General features: G+C 48.3%; 16 protein-coding genes. 3 read left to right on the top strand and 13 right to left on the bottom strand.

Going from position 1 to position 16,231, the window contains the following annotated elements:
- Positions 1-4: 4 nt before the first annotated feature.
- From rimK to IPM09_00290, 7 genes are all read right to left on the bottom strand, one after another.
- Positions 5-916, bottom strand: a complete 912-nt coding sequence (rimK, locus tag IPM09_00320) for a 30S ribosomal protein S6--L-glutamate ligase (GenBank protein ID QQS21991.1) — start codon at positions 914-916, stop codon at positions 5-7.
- Positions 913-1,347, bottom strand: a complete 435-nt coding sequence (locus IPM09_00315; GenBank protein ID QQS21990.1) for an ATP-dependent zinc protease — start codon at positions 1,345-1,347, stop codon at positions 913-915. Before IPM09_00315 ends, rimK begins: the two co-directional genes overlap by 4 nt.
- Complete coding sequence (locus tag IPM09_00310; protein ID QQS21989.1) at positions 1,344-2,339, bottom strand: hypothetical protein; 996 nt, start codon at positions 2,337-2,339, stop codon at positions 1,344-1,346. Before IPM09_00310 ends, IPM09_00315 begins: the two co-directional genes overlap by 4 nt.
- 89 nt (positions 2,340-2,428) lie before the next feature.
- Complete coding sequence (locus IPM09_00305; GenBank protein QQS21988.1) at positions 2,429-2,938, bottom strand: GNAT family N-acetyltransferase; 510 nt, start codon at positions 2,936-2,938, stop codon at positions 2,429-2,431.
- A 14-nt stretch (positions 2,939-2,952) separates the two neighbouring features.
- A complete protein-coding gene (locus IPM09_00300; GenBank protein QQS21987.1) occupies positions 2,953-4,278 on the bottom strand; it encodes a DUF1704 domain-containing protein in 1,326 nt (441 codons plus the stop codon).
- Between the two features lie 79 nt (positions 4,279-4,357).
- Entirely contained in the window at positions 4,358-5,464 is a 1,107-nt protein-coding gene (gene dnaJ / locus IPM09_00295; protein ID QQS21986.1) for a molecular chaperone DnaJ, read from the bottom strand.
- Positions 5,465-5,520: 56 nt separating this feature from the next.
- The gene (locus tag IPM09_00290) at positions 5,521-7,167 is read right to left on the bottom strand and encodes an FAD-binding oxidoreductase (GenBank protein ID QQS21985.1); all 1,647 of its coding nucleotides are present in this window, start codon (positions 7,165-7,167) and stop codon (positions 5,521-5,523) included.
- Between the two features lie 122 nt (positions 7,168-7,289).
- Here IPM09_00290 and IPM09_00285 point away from each other — a divergent pair, with 122 nt between their 5' ends.
- Genes IPM09_00285 through IPM09_00275 form a run of 3 tightly spaced genes read left to right on the top strand, consistent with a single transcriptional unit; the run spans position 7,290 to position 9,707 of the window.
- On the top strand, positions 7,290-7,664 hold the full coding sequence (locus IPM09_00285; GenBank protein ID QQS21984.1) for an FKBP-type peptidyl-prolyl cis-trans isomerase: 375 nt from the start codon (positions 7,290-7,292) through the stop codon (positions 7,662-7,664).
- Positions 7,665-7,717: 53 nt separating this feature from the next.
- Positions 7,718-8,533 (top strand): hypothetical protein, encoded by an 816-nt coding sequence (locus IPM09_00280; GenBank protein ID QQS21983.1) that lies wholly within the window; start codon positions 7,718-7,720, stop codon positions 8,531-8,533.
- Between the two features lie 49 nt (positions 8,534-8,582).
- Positions 8,583-9,707 carry a hypothetical protein gene (locus tag IPM09_00275; protein ID QQS21982.1) on the top strand — a complete coding sequence of 375 codons (1,125 nt, stop codon included), beginning with the start codon at positions 8,583-8,585 and terminating at the stop codon, positions 9,705-9,707.
- Positions 9,708-9,757: 50 nt separating this feature from the next.
- Here the strand turns inward: IPM09_00275 and IPM09_00270 are convergent, their stop codons facing one another.
- The 6 genes from IPM09_00270 to lepA form a co-directional block, all read right to left on the bottom strand.
- Positions 9,758-10,138, bottom strand: coding sequence for a hypothetical protein (locus IPM09_00270; protein ID QQS21981.1), 381 nt, complete (start codon positions 10,136-10,138; stop codon positions 9,758-9,760).
- A gap of 50 nt (positions 10,139-10,188) precedes the next feature.
- Positions 10,189-12,090, bottom strand: coding sequence for a molecular chaperone DnaK (gene dnaK, locus IPM09_00265; protein QQS21980.1), 1,902 nt, complete (start codon positions 12,088-12,090; stop codon positions 10,189-10,191).
- A gap of 184 nt (positions 12,091-12,274) precedes the next feature.
- The gene (locus IPM09_00260) at positions 12,275-12,733 is read right to left on the bottom strand and encodes a nucleotide exchange factor GrpE (protein QQS21979.1); all 459 of its coding nucleotides are present in this window, start codon (positions 12,731-12,733) and stop codon (positions 12,275-12,277) included.
- Between the two features lie 13 nt (positions 12,734-12,746).
- The gene (locus IPM09_00255) at positions 12,747-13,460 is read right to left on the bottom strand and encodes a transcriptional regulator (protein ID QQS21978.1); all 714 of its coding nucleotides are present in this window, start codon (positions 13,458-13,460) and stop codon (positions 12,747-12,749) included.
- Positions 13,461-13,503: 43 nt separating this feature from the next.
- On the bottom strand, positions 13,504-14,250 hold the full coding sequence (locus IPM09_00250) for a guanylate kinase (protein ID QQS21977.1): 747 nt from the start codon (positions 14,248-14,250) through the stop codon (positions 13,504-13,506).
- 193 nt (positions 14,251-14,443) lie between these two features.
- On the bottom strand, positions 14,444-16,231 hold the full coding sequence (gene lepA / locus IPM09_00245; protein QQS21976.1) for an elongation factor 4: 1,788 nt from the start codon (positions 16,229-16,231) through the stop codon (positions 14,444-14,446).

Below are 16,231 nucleotides of genomic sequence, written 5' to 3'. Positions count from 1 at the left end.
ACTACTAGGCACCGACTTTGTCTTTTTTGTGACCACGCTTGGCGTTTTGTTCAACATATTCAATGATTGGAGTTGCCACGTCACGTCCTGTTACTTTTTCGATACCGAACCCAGGACTGGCATTGACTTCCAGAATTAGTGGGCCGCGGTCACTACGCATCAGGTCGACACCGGCAATATTGAGCCCCATCGCTTTGGCTGCTTTAATGGCCATTTTGCGCTCTTCTTCAGTTAGCTTAACCGTGGCACCTTCGCCACCTTTATGCAAGTTGCTACGAAAATCATCGTCGAGGCTCTGGCGCTTCATACTAGCAACTACCCTACCCCCCACCACAAACACACGGATGTCGGTACCAGCCGATTCCTTTATAAATTCCTGTAGCAGCACGTTGGTGCCTTCTTCATTTGAAAGGTAAAATGCCTGCAGTACTGATTTAGCGGCTTTTTTGCTTTCGGCTAGCACTACACCATTACCGTGAGTACCTCGCGCTAGCTTGATAATCACTGGTGTACCGCCAAGTTTTTCGATAAGGTCATCAATGTCAGTCGAGTTACGACTAAATACCGTTTTAGGAATGCCGACACCAGCTTTTGCAAGTAGCTGCAGACTGCGCAACTTATCGCGCGAGCGATTAATTGCGATTGAGCTGCTGACGGTGTATACGCCCTGCATTTCCATTTGGCGAACGATAGCCGTGCCATATTTGGTCATGTGGCTGGCAATACGCGGGATCACCGCATCGTACCTGGCAAGGTCTTCGCCACGGTAGCTTACCGTCGGATTATTTTTTTCAATACTCGCGTAACATTCGCGGTACTTGATGACTTTCACTTCATGGCCACGAGCCACAGCGACTTCTTTGAGTCGTTTAGTAGAATAATTCGCGGTACCATTGCTGAGGATCGCTAATTTCATTTTGTGCCTTCTCCTTCGTCATCAAATTCTTGGTTAATGCATACATCGACAAGCATGCTATTCTCACGTAAGAATCGCCGTCCGAGCAGGACTGGACGCTTCATATCTGAACGGTCGGACAGTCCAATGCGCACAGGATATTCTTTGCCGCCGATGCAGATCTGGGTGTCGATCACATGCCTGCGTACACGATGGCCGGTGGCCGAGCGAACATAGGTGCTCATAAATTCCGTTGTTTCCTGTGGAGCCTGGCCGAGTGGCGAAAATTTTAGAACCCGCTCACCATTTGCGGTGCGCCGAACAACTTTAATATTGGTACAGTGCAGCGCACCGGAATACGCACCGGTATCGACTTTCGCCCATGAGCCAACTATCCCAAATGCGGGAAAATCTACACGTTCAAGACAGCCAATAGTGCGTTGTTTTGTCATAGGTGAATCCTCTTGTCTATAGCATCTACGAGCAGCGGTACGATGTCAAGCTGGTTGCCGTCGCGGCAGCTATAGCAAAGTTTGAGTACGGGCGCAGTATTGAATTCATTGAAAAATGCATTGGTTCCATCAAACGGCTGCTTGTAATTTTTAATCATCATATCGATGACTATAAAGCCTGTGCCTAATGCCTCGGCAGCCCGCCGCGCTAGGTCGCAGTAGCTTGGGTCAATAGTCGCAATCACGTTGTAAATCGATGCTCCGCCTCGGATCATCGTCGAACAACTGAGCTCGATAGTTTCACCATTTGCCGGTACCTTCATATAATCAATTCCTGGTTGTATCAGGTCATCGCTCAACTGGGGGTAAGTCACGAGCGAATCTTTTATCTCGGCGCGCTGAGTATTTTCTTTGTCGAGAAGTTGCTGAATACTATGCACACCATCGCCGGTAAGTTTGGCCGTTTCGCGTAGCAAGGCCGCTACGATGTTTCCGTCACTATATACAAACCGTAGCTCTTCGCCGGACACCTGTTGCTGAACGATAACATCACCATTCCTGGCGAACTGCCTAGCTAAGGTAATCGCTTCGACAAGCGCTGGCGCATCAGTTATACCAAGTGTCAGACCTCGTGACAGTGAACTATCAGCTGGCTTTACGATAAGCCGTGGCTGCTGCTGAAGTAGTGTCGCCGCTTCGTTGAGGCTTAATTCGACACCAGCACGAATCACCTGGGTAAACGGCACGGGTACGCCGACATTTTTCATTAGTTCGTACGCCAGATCCTTGTGAATCGATACTTCTTTGGTGAAGGCTGACTGCATTGGATAGCTCATGTGTGCAATCGGCGTGACCCAGCGTCGACCTTTTGGACTCACCGCTTCAAACACCTCGCTTGCACCCAAGTAAAATACACGCGTGGTGTATCCGCGTGCGGTAAATTCTCTCTCAAGGAGCCGATAAGTCGCAGCGGGATCATCATGAGCAAGCATGCAGTTATTCCTTTGGCGCAGCCAATTACCCTAAACAATAGGGTCGTTTATTACTATTGGTAAAATTGTATCATTTTATACTTGTTTTGTCAATTGGTTGTGCTTTGTTTTTGCATGTTCAGTTGCTCTGCGCCGTAGAAGGTCTTTTCGGCAGAACCCACCACCTTAAACCCGAGTGATTCGTACAGTGCCTGCGCTACCGTATTACCAGCAAGTACCGTAAGCCGTATTACACCTCCACGCGGTGCAAGATGGATCGGGGCTGTAAAAAGTGCCTTGCCAATCCCGTGACCGCGGAAACGCTCATCAACGAATAATCCGTGCAGCTCAAGTGAATTTGGACCAACTTCCGCTGCCCGATATCCGGCTATCTCCCCATCAACGTCGGCAATAAATACGTGACCATTTGGCGAGCTGATCAGTCGCATCAGCTTTGTTTTGAATGTCTGCTCAAACGAAGAGCCGAGCTGAAAGGCGGCCAAAAATCGTTCTCGCTCGTGCGCAGGGATAAGCATGTCATACGGTGGCTGGTGATGAACGAGGCACGAAAGACGGAACAGGTCATCGATATCGTCCTCAGTTGCTTGTCGAACAATCATAGTGCTATTGTACGCTAGTTCGACCCTGCTTCTAGCACGATGCGATCCTGCGCGGGATCATCAATCCTTGTTTTACCCATCATCATCAGCTGAAACTTATCGGTATCGCCACAAATTGCATCCAGATGTTTCCAAACGGCTATCGCCCCATTATAGTATTGCAGATCTTTAAACCAAGGGATGTCGTCGGTACCTCGAAACGTACGCATACAGAGTGCATAAGCTGTATTTTTTGCCTTTACTATCATTTCTTCCGTCAAGTCCGGCCCGTCACCCATGCGTTTTAGCGCTAAGACACGCCACATTACTTCAAAGGTGCCGCGGAAGTCTTTGCCCTCAAAATAGGCAAGAGATGCCGCCAAGTAACTTGCATGACCCATCTCAACAAACTTCCCCTTACGCGCTTGTTCAATAATAACGGCGAGACCTTCCTCTGAATCAGCATATCGGCTAAGCCCGGTCGCAAGCAGTGGAATATCGGTTTCATAGCCATTTACAGACCGCAGCATATGGACACCTATTTCATGCACCACCAGGTCTTTGGCCTTCTCACTACTTACAGGCTGCCGATCAATCGGTATAATTATTCGTCTATTAACTGTATCGACGGTAATCGCGGCGGCGGGTTCGAGATCGACACGCCATTCTTCGGCAATCTCACCGCCAAATTCTTCGTGAATCACAGTACGAAATAGTTGCTGCAGTTCGACCGGTGCGTACTGCCGATTGTCTTCGACATGAGCAAGCATCCCGCCATAAAGCTCCGTAACCACTCGACCCATCCAGGCAAGCGTTTTTGGGTCCGGTGCGTACGATGGTGCCCGTTCTACGCTCTCTAGGAGCGAAAAACTACCAGCAAGCTCGGCGTAAACTGCCGCACCCTTGCCTCGTAACCGTCCTACCGGTATATCCGCTGTATAGTGTGCTAGCACGTGATGGTAGTCTGCGAGTTTTGGCGTACCGTACAACTCCGCGTTGAGTCGCACAATCTCTTGGCGGTAGAAAAGACGTGCCGCAGGATCAGTTGTTCTGCGATATTGATCCATGAAGTACATCAATTCATTAGTCTCGACATAATCCTCAATGGTATCTTCATACATTGCTTCAAGACGAGGACGCCGGACACCAAGAGAGGAAATTGCGCGCTCACCAACCGCTACTATTGCCCTCAAACCCTTACGATAGTTTCGATCAAGTTTTGAGTAATTATGACGTGGATTCCGTACTTTACCCAGCATAAACGCCTGCTTTTGCTCGGTCATATTCGATGGTACAACCGCAGCAATAATATTGGGTTTTAGTAGAGCGAGTCGCTGTGAGGATTGCTGAGTTTCGTGCATGGTGTCAAAAAGTTATTGGTGTTATTGATGTTTATAAGATCGATTGCATCTTACTTTAGTATAACATCTGGATAAAATCCTACGAGAAGAAACCGCCCTTAGCCGAATCGAATGACTCAAGTAGTTCACGCTGTTTTTTGCTAAGCTTCGTGGGTGTATCGACGACGATACTCACGATATGCGCACCACGCGACGTCGCACGCAGGTGTGGAACACCATGCCCACTTAATTTGAAGTCAGTGCCGCTTTGGGTGCCAGCCGGAACTTTCATAGTAACCGTCCCGTCGACTGTTTCAACATCGACTTCACAACCAAGCGCCGCGTCAACCATACTGATGTGTTCTTCGCTAAGTATGAGGTCGCCTTCGCGAGTAAATTTTTTGTGCGCCTTAACCCGAATATGGACATACAGGTCACCCTTAGTACCACCACCAATTGCTTCGCCATGCTCCCTGAGGCGAATGGTCACACCATCATCAACCCCAGCCGGTATTTTCACCGTCACCTTCTGTTCGCGACGCTCGGTACCATTTCCTTTGCAGCGTGTGCAAGCTTTTTCGGGTACTTTACCCTTACCATGACATGCTTCACAAGTAACTGCCTGCTGGATAGCGCCAAACATCGTATTCATGACCCTGACTTGCTGGCCCGCTCCCTTGCAGGTTTCACAGGTTTTCATACTGTGACCGGGCTCAACTGTGCTACCCTTACAGTGCGTGCACTCATCGTCAAGCGTCATGCTGAGCATCTCATTTTTCCCAAATACCGCTTCTTCAAATGTCAGCACCACTCGCACTTCAACATCGCGACCACGTTTTGGGCCTTGGCGCTGCCCTGAGGCACCACCAAAAAACTGGCCAAACAAATCACCAAACCCACCTGCGCCGCCAAAATCAAAATGAATGTCCTGCCCATTAAAATTAAAACCTTCGAACGGATTGCCGCCAGCGCCAGAACCACTCGCACCACCGACGCCGGCATGACCAAACTGATCGTACCTTTGTCGCTTTTGCTTGTCTTTTAGCACTTCGTAGGCTTCGTTAATTTCTTTAAACCTTGTTTCATCACCACCTTCTTTGTCAGGGTGATGCTGGACGGCAAGCTTACGAAAAGCTTTTTTTATCTCATCATCACTGGCGCTTTTACTAACACCAAGCACTTCATAATAATCACGTTTATCACTCATTGTTATTAGTATAGTGAATTAGCACTCTATATGCAAGAGTGCTAGGTACAAATCGTCTAAAAGTGGTCGCGAATATGGCTAAAGCTATATTCCCACGTAGCATCGGTCTTTTTATGCGGATTGAATATGTTGAGCGGATCGTAGAGTTCTTTGATCTCTTTCATGTAGCCAAGTACCGACGGGCTGTACATTTCCTTCAGCCAAGGCCCGCGAATCATGCCATCGTTATGTTCACCGCTCACACTGCCACCGTACTTTATGACTAAGTTATTAACTTCTTTCATAACCGGCTCAAACTTGGCGCGTTCCGCAGGATCTTCAATTTTCATGAGCGGGATAATATGAAAGTTGCCATCGCCAAGATGTCCAGCAATGGTTGCTAGTAATCTATACTTTTTCACTATGTCGCGAATTTGCGGCAAAAACTCCGAAAGCCGCGCTGGCGGTACAATGAGGTCATCGATGAATGGTGCAGTATGCTTTTCTTTCACTTTACTTCGTAGCAAATTAAAACTCTCACGTCGCATCAGCCAGAATTTACGACTGTCCGCTTCGGTATCATCTTCCTCCATATAGCTAAAATTAAATCTTTGCAGATTTTTTTTGGCAGTGTGAATTTTTTGTTTTACCTCATCAGTACTGTCGCCGGTAAATTCAATCAACATGATGAGTTTGGGGACACCGCGCACTAACGCGAGTCCATCAGGTATCAACTGCAAGCACATGATAAGCCAAGTCACAAATCCAAGACGCTTAATAAATGCAAAGATAAACCTGAAACTAAGCCATAACGTATTGTCATCGAAACATTCAAACGTGGCCGGCTTTTCATCGAGTACGGCCGGTATAATCTCGCCCAAATTGTCGATTGATTTCAGGTAACACACGAGCGTCCCCGAGTGCTCGGGCTTGGGCACTAATCCAAGCGTGGTTTCAGTATTGATACCCAGCGTTCCCTGTGCGCCTACAAACAATTTCGTAAGATCAAATATACCCTTGTCACGATCCCACACATCCCACAGATGATAGCCCGTCGAGTCTTTCGTTACTTTAGGAGCTGCCGCCTTGATTTCATCGTAATGCTGATCGAGCAGTTCAAATGTGCGGCGGTACAGATTACCTTCAAAGTCATTAGCATCCATTTTGCCATTAAGCTCATCGCGATCAAGCGGTCGTATGTCATATTCGTTGCCGTCTGCCAGAACCATCTTCATGTGCTGCACATAGCGGTCAGTTTTGCCAAATTGTAGAGATTTTTCCCCACCGGAATTGTTATTGACAATCCCACCCATGCCCGCTAACTCTCGGCTGGCCGGATAGCTTGGTAAGATACTACCGTATTTTAGTGTTTCCGCTTCAAAATCGCGGTACATCATGCCCGGCTGTACGGTCGCCCGCTCGGCAGAAACATCGTGAAGTGCAGTCATGTACTTACTTGTATCGAGAATAAGCGAATCATTGATAGCCGCCCCGGACATATCGGTCCCACGCGAACGTGCAGTAAGACTAAGGTCTGGCATGTCTTTTTTGTGCTCATTGACGAAACGCACGGCAGCTTTTATATCATCAGCATGCCGCGGAAATAGTACGGCCTTCGGCCTTAGTTCAAACAAACTCGCGTCGTGACTATAAAATTCACGCGTTTTGTCACTGGTGTCAACTTCACCACTAATAACCTTTGTTAGCTCACCCTGTAGGTCCATATCATTATGGTACCCCTGGGCATTAAAAAGCACAAGCACTTAGTGGTATCTTTTTGATCGGTACCAAGTGGATGCTGACATACTCCTTACACTTCTGTCCGTTATAGCGTATACTTATGCTTATGAAAAAATACGAAGGAACCAAACTCACTGACTTTTCCCCTGCGGCAGCAGTTGACTCACTGCAAGTTATTGATATCAGCGAAGGCACCGGCGCTACCGTGAAACCTGGCGCTACTATCACCGCACACTATACTGGTGCTCTATGCAAAAACGGTATTATTTTTCAGAGCAGTCATGACATAGGGCGGCCTATCACGTTCGGACTTGACCAAGTAATCCGTGGCTGGTCACAGGGTGTACCTGGTATGAAAGTAGGCGGAATGCGACGGCTCGTCATACCCAGCGAGATGGCATATGGCTCAGCTCGGGCTGCGAGCAATATTCCCCCAAACAGCGATCTGGTTTTCGACATCGAACTTGTTGCTATCGCATAATTCATCACAAAGCTATTGCGGCAAAGAACTCTGAGATACATAATATAGGTATCATGACAACAGCACATCACCCAATATCGGCACCAGAGCAAGCTGCGCCAACACTTCAGCCTACCGTATTGCCCCCTTCATATACTGATGGATTTGGCATCGCTAGCATCGTCTGTGTTTTCCTGTTTTTTAGCTTGCCTGGATTTGTACTAGGGCTAATTGGCGCGAGCAAAGCCAAAAAAGCCGGCGTGTCACCTGTTCTCTCTCGGGTCGGTTGGATTCTCAACCTGATTGGCATGATTTTAGGATTTATTGTAGCCACAGCGTTTATCATCTATGCCATCGCTCACCCAGATGACTTCAAGCCAAAATCATCATCAGGCTCCAGCTCCCTAACAAACAGTGATTCGGGTTTATCAGCAGCTGAGCGTAGTGTATCGGCGAATGGGATTACACTTTCTGTCCCCAATAGCTATATAGATATTAGCGATGAATATACTGATGCAAAACTCGCTCAAAGTGAACCCTCAGGAAGCCCATCTGTCATCGTGTATTTTCAAGAAACAGTAGATGTCCCGACGGGAACCACGATAGAAGCGTATGCTGATCAATCGTTCAAATCCTTCCAAACCGATACACGCTTTACTGGTTCTGCGCGCACGTTACTCCCAAGTGGAACCGTTGCCAACCCAGACAATCTCACTAAAATTGACTACAAAATCACTGCAGCCTACGATCTTCACAACTATACCTACTATGAACGCTATATTAAAACGACTCGTGGCTACTACATTATTAGTGCCTGGACTTCACCCAGTAACCTTGGTAAGCATGAGGCTGAGATGAAACGTATCCTCGCTTCATTCCGAGAATCATAATTCGCATCTAGTTTGTCGATCTTTATCGTAACCGCTATACTGGTAATCAATGGAACATTTTTTTCATGCCGTTGGGGCTGTACTCGGTTCGCTGCGCGCGCTGTACCGGCAAGTTTTCAACCGCTATTTTGGGACGATTGAACGGTTTGAAGGCGATGCATCTCAGGTGTGTCGTCAAGTGTTGAATAAACTTTGGGAAGGTGATTTTTACCGCACGAGCCTTGGCCATTTCGATTTCTTTTGGATGCGTGACTTTGGCACCGTGGCAGAATCATTAACCCGACTTGGCCATCGCGACAAAGTTCACCATACGCTGCGCTGGGCACTGCGCTACTATCGCCGCTCCGGTGCGGTGACACTATGTATCGACTCCGCCGGCAATACATTCAATGCACCCGCGACACGGAGCATCGATGCCTTGCCATGGCTACTGCATAGTGTCGTCGTCAGTAACTATCCGCTTAATCACGCCGAGCATAGCTTTCTCGAGCGTCAACTTCGACGCTACATCAAAATGTTTCTCGACCCACGCTCTGGGTTTATCCGCGACGTGCATTTTGCTGAAATGCGCGATGCCGTCGTATATGACCGCAGCGCCTATGCGATTGCACTGGTTGGTCGTATGGCGAAGTGTGTGGAACTTTTGAAACTCGATGGTTTCCCTTTCCCACCCGAGCGCTACCGCGATGAGCTGCTCGGACAGTACTGGAACGGTGACTATTTCAATGCTGATACATGGAATGGTGCCTATAGTTCGGAGTGTGCCCTGATGCCCTTTTTCCTTGGCGTCATTGACGATGCAGAAAAGGCCGCGCGTACCTTTAACTACATTACCGCGCAAAAACTCAACCGACTTGCGCCGCTACGCTATACCAACCAACCGCATGTGTGGAAGTTTCGCTTTGGCATGGGCAACCGTGCGATGCCAAATTATACCGGCACAACTATCTGGACTTGGCACGCAACCTTTTACCTGCATCTCCTTAAGCGCTACGATCGGCCCGAGTATCAGCAACAGTACGACAACTTTGCCGCTCTTATCGAGCGCCACGGCAACTACCCAGAGCTGGTCAACAGCGACGGCAGCTGGTACTATGCGCCGTTTTACCGCAGCGACCCTGGTATGGTATGGGCAGCGTTGTTCTTGACTCTTCCCGGTGATCACCACGCATGAAATCGGATCATGCAAAGTAACACTTTATAGTTAGGCCTTACTCCCTCTCGCTAATCCTTTAGGTTTTCGAACTGATTTTCATCTATCTCATACCAGTTCTTGCATTTAGGACATTCTGCTCCGTTTCCTAAGTTATTAAGCGATATTGCCTTTCCGTCGTCCTCCCAGCATTTCGTACATATCGCACGCTTTTGCCCGTTGCCGATATCCATCGAGTAGCACTTACTGCTCGACGTAATTTTGTTCGCTAAATCATTTCGCTTTTTTAGCGCGGCATTTTCTTCTTTTAGCTTAGCTATAGCTATCTTGATGTCAGCGAGCGCAATTTTTGCATCAGCTAGCTGCTCTTTTTGCTCCGCCGTTGCCAGTGCAATTTGGGCATCCAAGCCATTTTTCACTGCGTCAACAGCCGTATTAATTTGTCCCCACACCCTATCCGCTCCTATCTCGATAAAAGTGCCGCTCGCACGGCACTTTTAGATTACTTTTCGTCGATGACTTCGCCTTCGACGGCCTCGTCATCTTTCTTTGACTTCTTCTTATCGTCACCGCCTACGGCATCTCCAGATTTTTGCTCTTCGGCAGCCTGTTGATACATCTTGGCACCGATCGGCATGATGGCGTCATTGAGCGACTTGATGGCAGTTTCAAGCTCGTCTTTATCGGTAGCCTCTTTATGCTTTTCAGCTTCGGCAACCGCTTCCTCGATAGTCTTCTTGTCGTCATCACTAATCTTGTCTTTATATTCATCGGGCATCTTTTTCGCCTGGTAGATGGCATTTTCGAGCTGATTCTTTAAATCTACCGCTTCACGCTTTTTCTTGTCCTCATCGGCATGCATCTCAGCTTCTTTTTGCGCCTTTTCGATATCTTCTTTGCTCATGTTGCCTGAGTTTTGGATGGTAATTGACTGCTCCTTGCCAGTACCTTTATCTTTGGCGGTGACGTTCAAGATACCATTGGCGTCAAGGTTGAAGGTTACTTCGATTTGTGGCACGCCGCGTGGAGCTGGAGCGATACCGTCGAGTACAAAACGACCAAGCGATTTGTTGTCAGTTGCGAACTCGCGCTCACCTTGGAGTACGTGAATTTCTACCTGCGGTTGGTTATCACTCGCCGTGCTAAAGGTCTCACTTTTGCTGGTTGGGATGGTGGTATTACGTTCAATCAGCTTAGTTGACACACCTCCCATGGTTTCAATACCAAGCGACAGCGGCGTCACATCAAGCAGCAGTACATCTTTCACATCACCCGCCAGCACGCCACCCTGAATTGCGGCACCAATTGCCACCACTTCGTCTGGGTTTACACCCTGCATAGGGTCTTTGCCAAAGAGTTTCTTAACACGTTCAACTACAGCTGGCATGCGGGTCATACCACCAACCATCACCACTTCATTGATATCGCTTTTGCTGAGCTTGGCGTCTTTGAGGGCCTTTTCAACTGGCCCATCCAGGCGATCAAGCAGCGGTGCGACTAGCTCCTCGAGCTTGGCGCGGCTAAGCTTCAACTCAAAGTGCTTTGGCCCATCAGCATCGGCTGTGATAAATGGAATGTTCACTTCGTACTCAGTGACGGTTGAGAGCTCTTTTTTAGCTTTTTCGGCTTCATCCTTCAAACGCTGCATGGCAGCATTGTCTTTTTTGAGGTCAATGCCGTCTGATTTTTTAAATTCGTCAATAAAGTAGTTGACGATTGTATTGTCAAAGTCCTCACCGCCAAGATGGGTATCACCGTTAGTACTCTTGACTTCAAACACACCGTCGCCTAGCTCAAGAATCGAAACATCAAAGGTACCACCACCCAAGTCAAAGACGACGATCTTTTCTTCTTTGCCTTTTTCTAGTCCGTAGGCAAGTGCAGCAGCCGTCGGTTCATTAATAATACGCTTTACCTCAAGCCCAGCAATCTTACCTGCATCTTTAGTAGCCTGGCGCTGACTGTCGTCAAAGTAAGCTGGAACAGTAATGACCGCTTCGGTGACTTTCTCACCCAAAAAGGCCTCAGCATCAGCTTTGATCTTGCTGAGGATCATCGCCGAAACTTCTTCAGGAGTATACTCTTTGCCTGCCATCTTTACACCAACACCGCTCTGATGCTTTACAATTTCAAACGGCATGATATCGATATCTTTTTGGACTTCTTTATCGTCAAACTTGCGACCGATTAGACGCTTAATACCATAGATGGTATTTTTAGCGTTAGTCACGCGCTGACGCTGCGCCACCTGACCCACAAGCCGCTCGCCACCCTTGTTGACAGCGACCACACTCGGCGTGGTGCGATTACCCTCAGCATTGGCGATAACTTCTGGCTTGCCGGCTACAAGGTAAGCAAACGCTGAGTTTGTTGTTCCAAGATCAATTCCAATAATTTTTCCCATATAAGTATTCCTTTCATTTACGTTATAAAGTTGGATCAAAGTCCTGGCAGTCTCTCGCATTGACTGCCAATATCTCCATTTTAGACGAACTAGCACTCTCGTGTCAAGAGTGCTAGTATGTTTTTTTATAGAGGTAGTGAGCAGAAAATTGCGTTATTTCAGGTTGTTATGTGGATAATGTGGGTTACTTGCGCGTTACTTTCACCATTGCTTCACGCACCGGCGAACCATTTAGTATATAGCCAGCCTGAAGTTCTTCAGCAATCACTTCTACATCACCTTCTGCATCCTCGTCGAACTGTACTGCGTGATGGACATCGGGATCAAAAACAGTACCCGGCCTAGCATCTATCCGTAATACATTCATGCCACCGAGTGCCGTATCAAGACTTTTGGTCAACGCGGCAATCCCTTGTACCCAGGGGTTGTCGGCAAGTTCAGCCGGGGTGTGGCTGATTGCCCGTTCGATCGTATCAACAATAGGTAATAGTTTTATAATCATTCGTGCTTCACCCGTGCTCTGCGCGGAAGCTTTTTCCTGATCTACTCGCTTACGGTAATTCTCGAAGTCGGCTCGAAGTCGCTGAAGATCAGCGGTTAATTCGGCTATATGTTCGTCTTGTTTAGTCTTTTTTACACTCATTTTCAACTCCTCTCTACAACACATCCTCTAACATCGCACCTGTTCGTTTGACGAGTGTCATCGTGCGAGCGTAATTTTGCCTAGTAGGTCCAATCACGCCAATATAGCTTTTGTCGCTGTAAGGTGAGCGAAATTTACTGATAATGAGCGTGGCGCCACTACTTTTACCAATTGGGTTTTCGCTACCAATAAACACGTTGAGCGGCTGGTTCGGAGCAGCCTCGCGTAGCCAAGGCTCGATATTGTCGAGCAGTCGAGCTACCGCTTGTACGTGCCGTCCTTCGGTAAATTCTGGCTGGCTAAACAAGTTACCCATACCGTTCATATAGAGCTGCGCACCGATTGTTGCAAACCCTAGGTTACCGGTCAATTCTACTAGGCTATCGACTGCGCTACGTATAGCTCGATCAGCATGAGAGCTCTGTGCATTGACATGCGCTTCAATCGCCCTCGCGCTGCGATCCATACCGCTTGGCAGTTCCGTCATTTGCGCGTCTGTGATGCCGTTGACATATAGTCGATAGCCCTTGTCAGTCGGCACACGGCCAGCACTAGTGTGGGGCGCAGTAATAAGTCCAACCTCTTCAAGCCTTGCCATCTCGCTACGAATCGTCGCGCTACTAACACCAAAAAGCTTGGCCAGTGTCACACTGCCTACCGGTACGGCGATTTCGGCGTATTGCTCGATAATCGCACCCAAAATCGCACGCTGGCGTTCGGTTATCATATGCCTAGTATAGCAAAAACTTAGCACTCCTGCAAGTAGAGTGCTAGTCTGTAGCCGCCAAATGAGGGTAGTGTTCAAGAATTTGATGATACAGTCGCAAAGCAACAGCTTTGGCGGTGGCGTCATGCAGGTCATGCCGCTCACCCAAGATGTAATCGTCTACTGTTTTTACCACCTCAGATAGTCTATCGTTGACTACAAATACAAACCGCTTACTGCTAAGTACAGTGTGTAACATGCGCACTGCGGTTGTGAGACGCTTCTCCAGTTCTTCCTCGCTCATATCTTCACGGGATTTTAGTCGCCGCATCCACTCGGTATAACTCGGTGGCACGATAAAAAGAAATAGGGTGTCAGGTTTAACATCCGCAATTGCATCGGTGCCGCCAATATCAACTTCATTGATTGGCACCTTACCACTATCATGAGCACGTTTTAACTCACGAACACTTGTACCGCTCACCTGCTGATCGTGAATAAGCTCGGCTTCAAGGTATAGCCCTTGTTTAATATCCGCCAGTACCTCATCTTCAGTGCGAAAATGGTACACAACGCCATCTTGCTCAAGCTTGCCGTTTCGTACCTTCGCAGGTCGCGTCGTATCAGAAACAATATAGTGGTAGCGGCCAGTCTTCACTAGTTCATTAATGATTGTGTTACGTCCACCACCGGTCACACTCAGTAGTATGACAAGCGGCATTGTGGCAAGTGTGTCACGTGCATCTTGCGATGGACTATAGCACGCCAGTGCTTTTTTGAACTCTTCTTTCTTTTCAAGCTGGACTTCCATGTAACCAGTATATACTAGTCGCGCTTTAGCATGACCGTAAAGGCTTCGCTGGGGATGTCGACTTTGCCAAATCGCAACCTCTGTGGGAGGGACGGGGCCCCTCCACTTGTTCGTGAAGTCAATTCACAAACAACGCTCCTCCCCCTGAAGTGTCGTGATCTCTCACGACAATGAAACGGTTTGGGCGCGCGTATTAGTCACGTTTGAGCATAACGGTAAAGGCCTCTGAAGGTATGTCGACTTTGCCAAACCTTTTCATGCGTTTTTTGCCTTTTGCCTGCTTCGCGAGGAGTTTCTTCTTGCGGCTAACGTCACCGCCATACAGATAGCCCGTCACGTCTTTACGGTAGGCGCCAATGGTTTCACGGGCGATAAATTTGCCGCCAATGGCTGCCTGCAGCGCCACTTCAAAGCTCTGGCGCGGCACCACTTCCTTGAGTTTTGTAGTGACCTCACGACCCAGTGCCATCGACTCACTGCGGTGGCACATCACACTGAGCGCATCAACCATCTCGCCACCAACATAAAAGTCGACACGCACTAGATCTTCAGCGCGATAATCATCGAGTTCATAGTTAAAGCTACCGTAGCCACTGGTAACACTTTTGAGCTGATCGTAGAAGTCAGTCAGCAAATTTGCCAGTGGCGCTTCAAAGCTCACGAGTGCCCGCTCATCAATATAACTAAGGTTTTTCTGCCGCCCTCGTTTGCCAACAATCAGCTGGATGACCGCACCGACATACTCCTGCGGTACCACAATTTCGCCGCGAATCCACGGCTCGCGAATTTCGGCAATCTGAGCGCGATCAGGTAGGCTCGAAGCGCTTTTGATGTCTAACTCTTCGCCGTTTGTCATCGTTACTTGGTAGTCGGTACTTGGGTTAGTCACGACTAAGTCGAGATTATATTCACGCTCCAGTCGCTCGCGCACAATGTCCATATGGAGTAGGCCCAAAAACCCAATCCGCACCCCAAACCCTAACACTGGTGAATTCTCTGGTTCGAACTGAAGCGCACTATCACTCAGTGCTAACTTTTCGATTGCTTCTTTAAGCTCATTGTAATCCTCGTTGCTGACAGGGAAGAACCCAGCATACACAAACGGCTGCACATGCTTATAGCCGGGCAGTGCTACAATGGTTGTATGGACGGCGGCGACTGATTTAATCATCACTGTATCACCAACTCGCGCATCGCGCGTTGTTTTGAGGTTAGTCACGATATAACCAATCTCGCCTGTCGCAATCTCAGGATCGGGCTGCATACTGGGGCTAAGGTGCCCGACTTCCAGCGCGATGCCGTGCGCACCTGTTGCCAACATATCAATGCGCTGGCCTTTTTTAATCGCACCATCCACGACACGAACATACAGTATGACCCCGCGGTAGTCGTCGTAGTAACTGTCAAAAATCAGTGCTCTCGTTGGTGCCGATGTATCACCTTTAGGCGGGGTAACTTGTTCGACAATCGCCGCAAGCACCGCTTCGACTCCCTGGCCGGTCTTGGCCGAAATTTTAATGATATCGTCTTGGTGGCAACCAAGCAGATTAATCACTTCCTTACTCACTCGCTCTACATCGGCAGCCGGTAAATCAACTTTATTGAGCACCGGAATGATGACAAGATCTTGCTCAAGTGCCAAGTATACATTAGCTAATGTCTGCGCTTGAATACCTTGACTCGCATCAACTACCAGCACTGCACCCTCGCATGCCTGCAGGCTGCGTGACACTTCGTAGCTGAAGTCCACATGCCCCGGCGTGTCAATCAGGTTGAGGTCGTAACCCTGCCACTGCATACGTACCGGCGCGAGCTTAATGGTAATTCCCTTTTCGCGCTCTAGTTCCATGCTATCAAGCAATTGACTTTTCATGTCGCGTTTTTCTACCGTGTGCGTAATTTCCATCATCCTATCGGCGAGCGTACTTTTACCGTGGTCGATATGAGCAATAATACAAAAATTTCTGATGAACTCACTCAT

It is taken from the genome of Candidatus Saccharibacteria bacterium (assembly GCA_016700015.1).
In the GTDB taxonomy this organism is placed as follows: Bacteria; Patescibacteriota; Saccharimonadia; order Saccharimonadales; family Saccharimonadaceae; genus Saccharimonas.
Note: the sequence above shows the minus strand (reverse complement) of the source record. Positions and strands in the feature narration are given on the sequence as shown.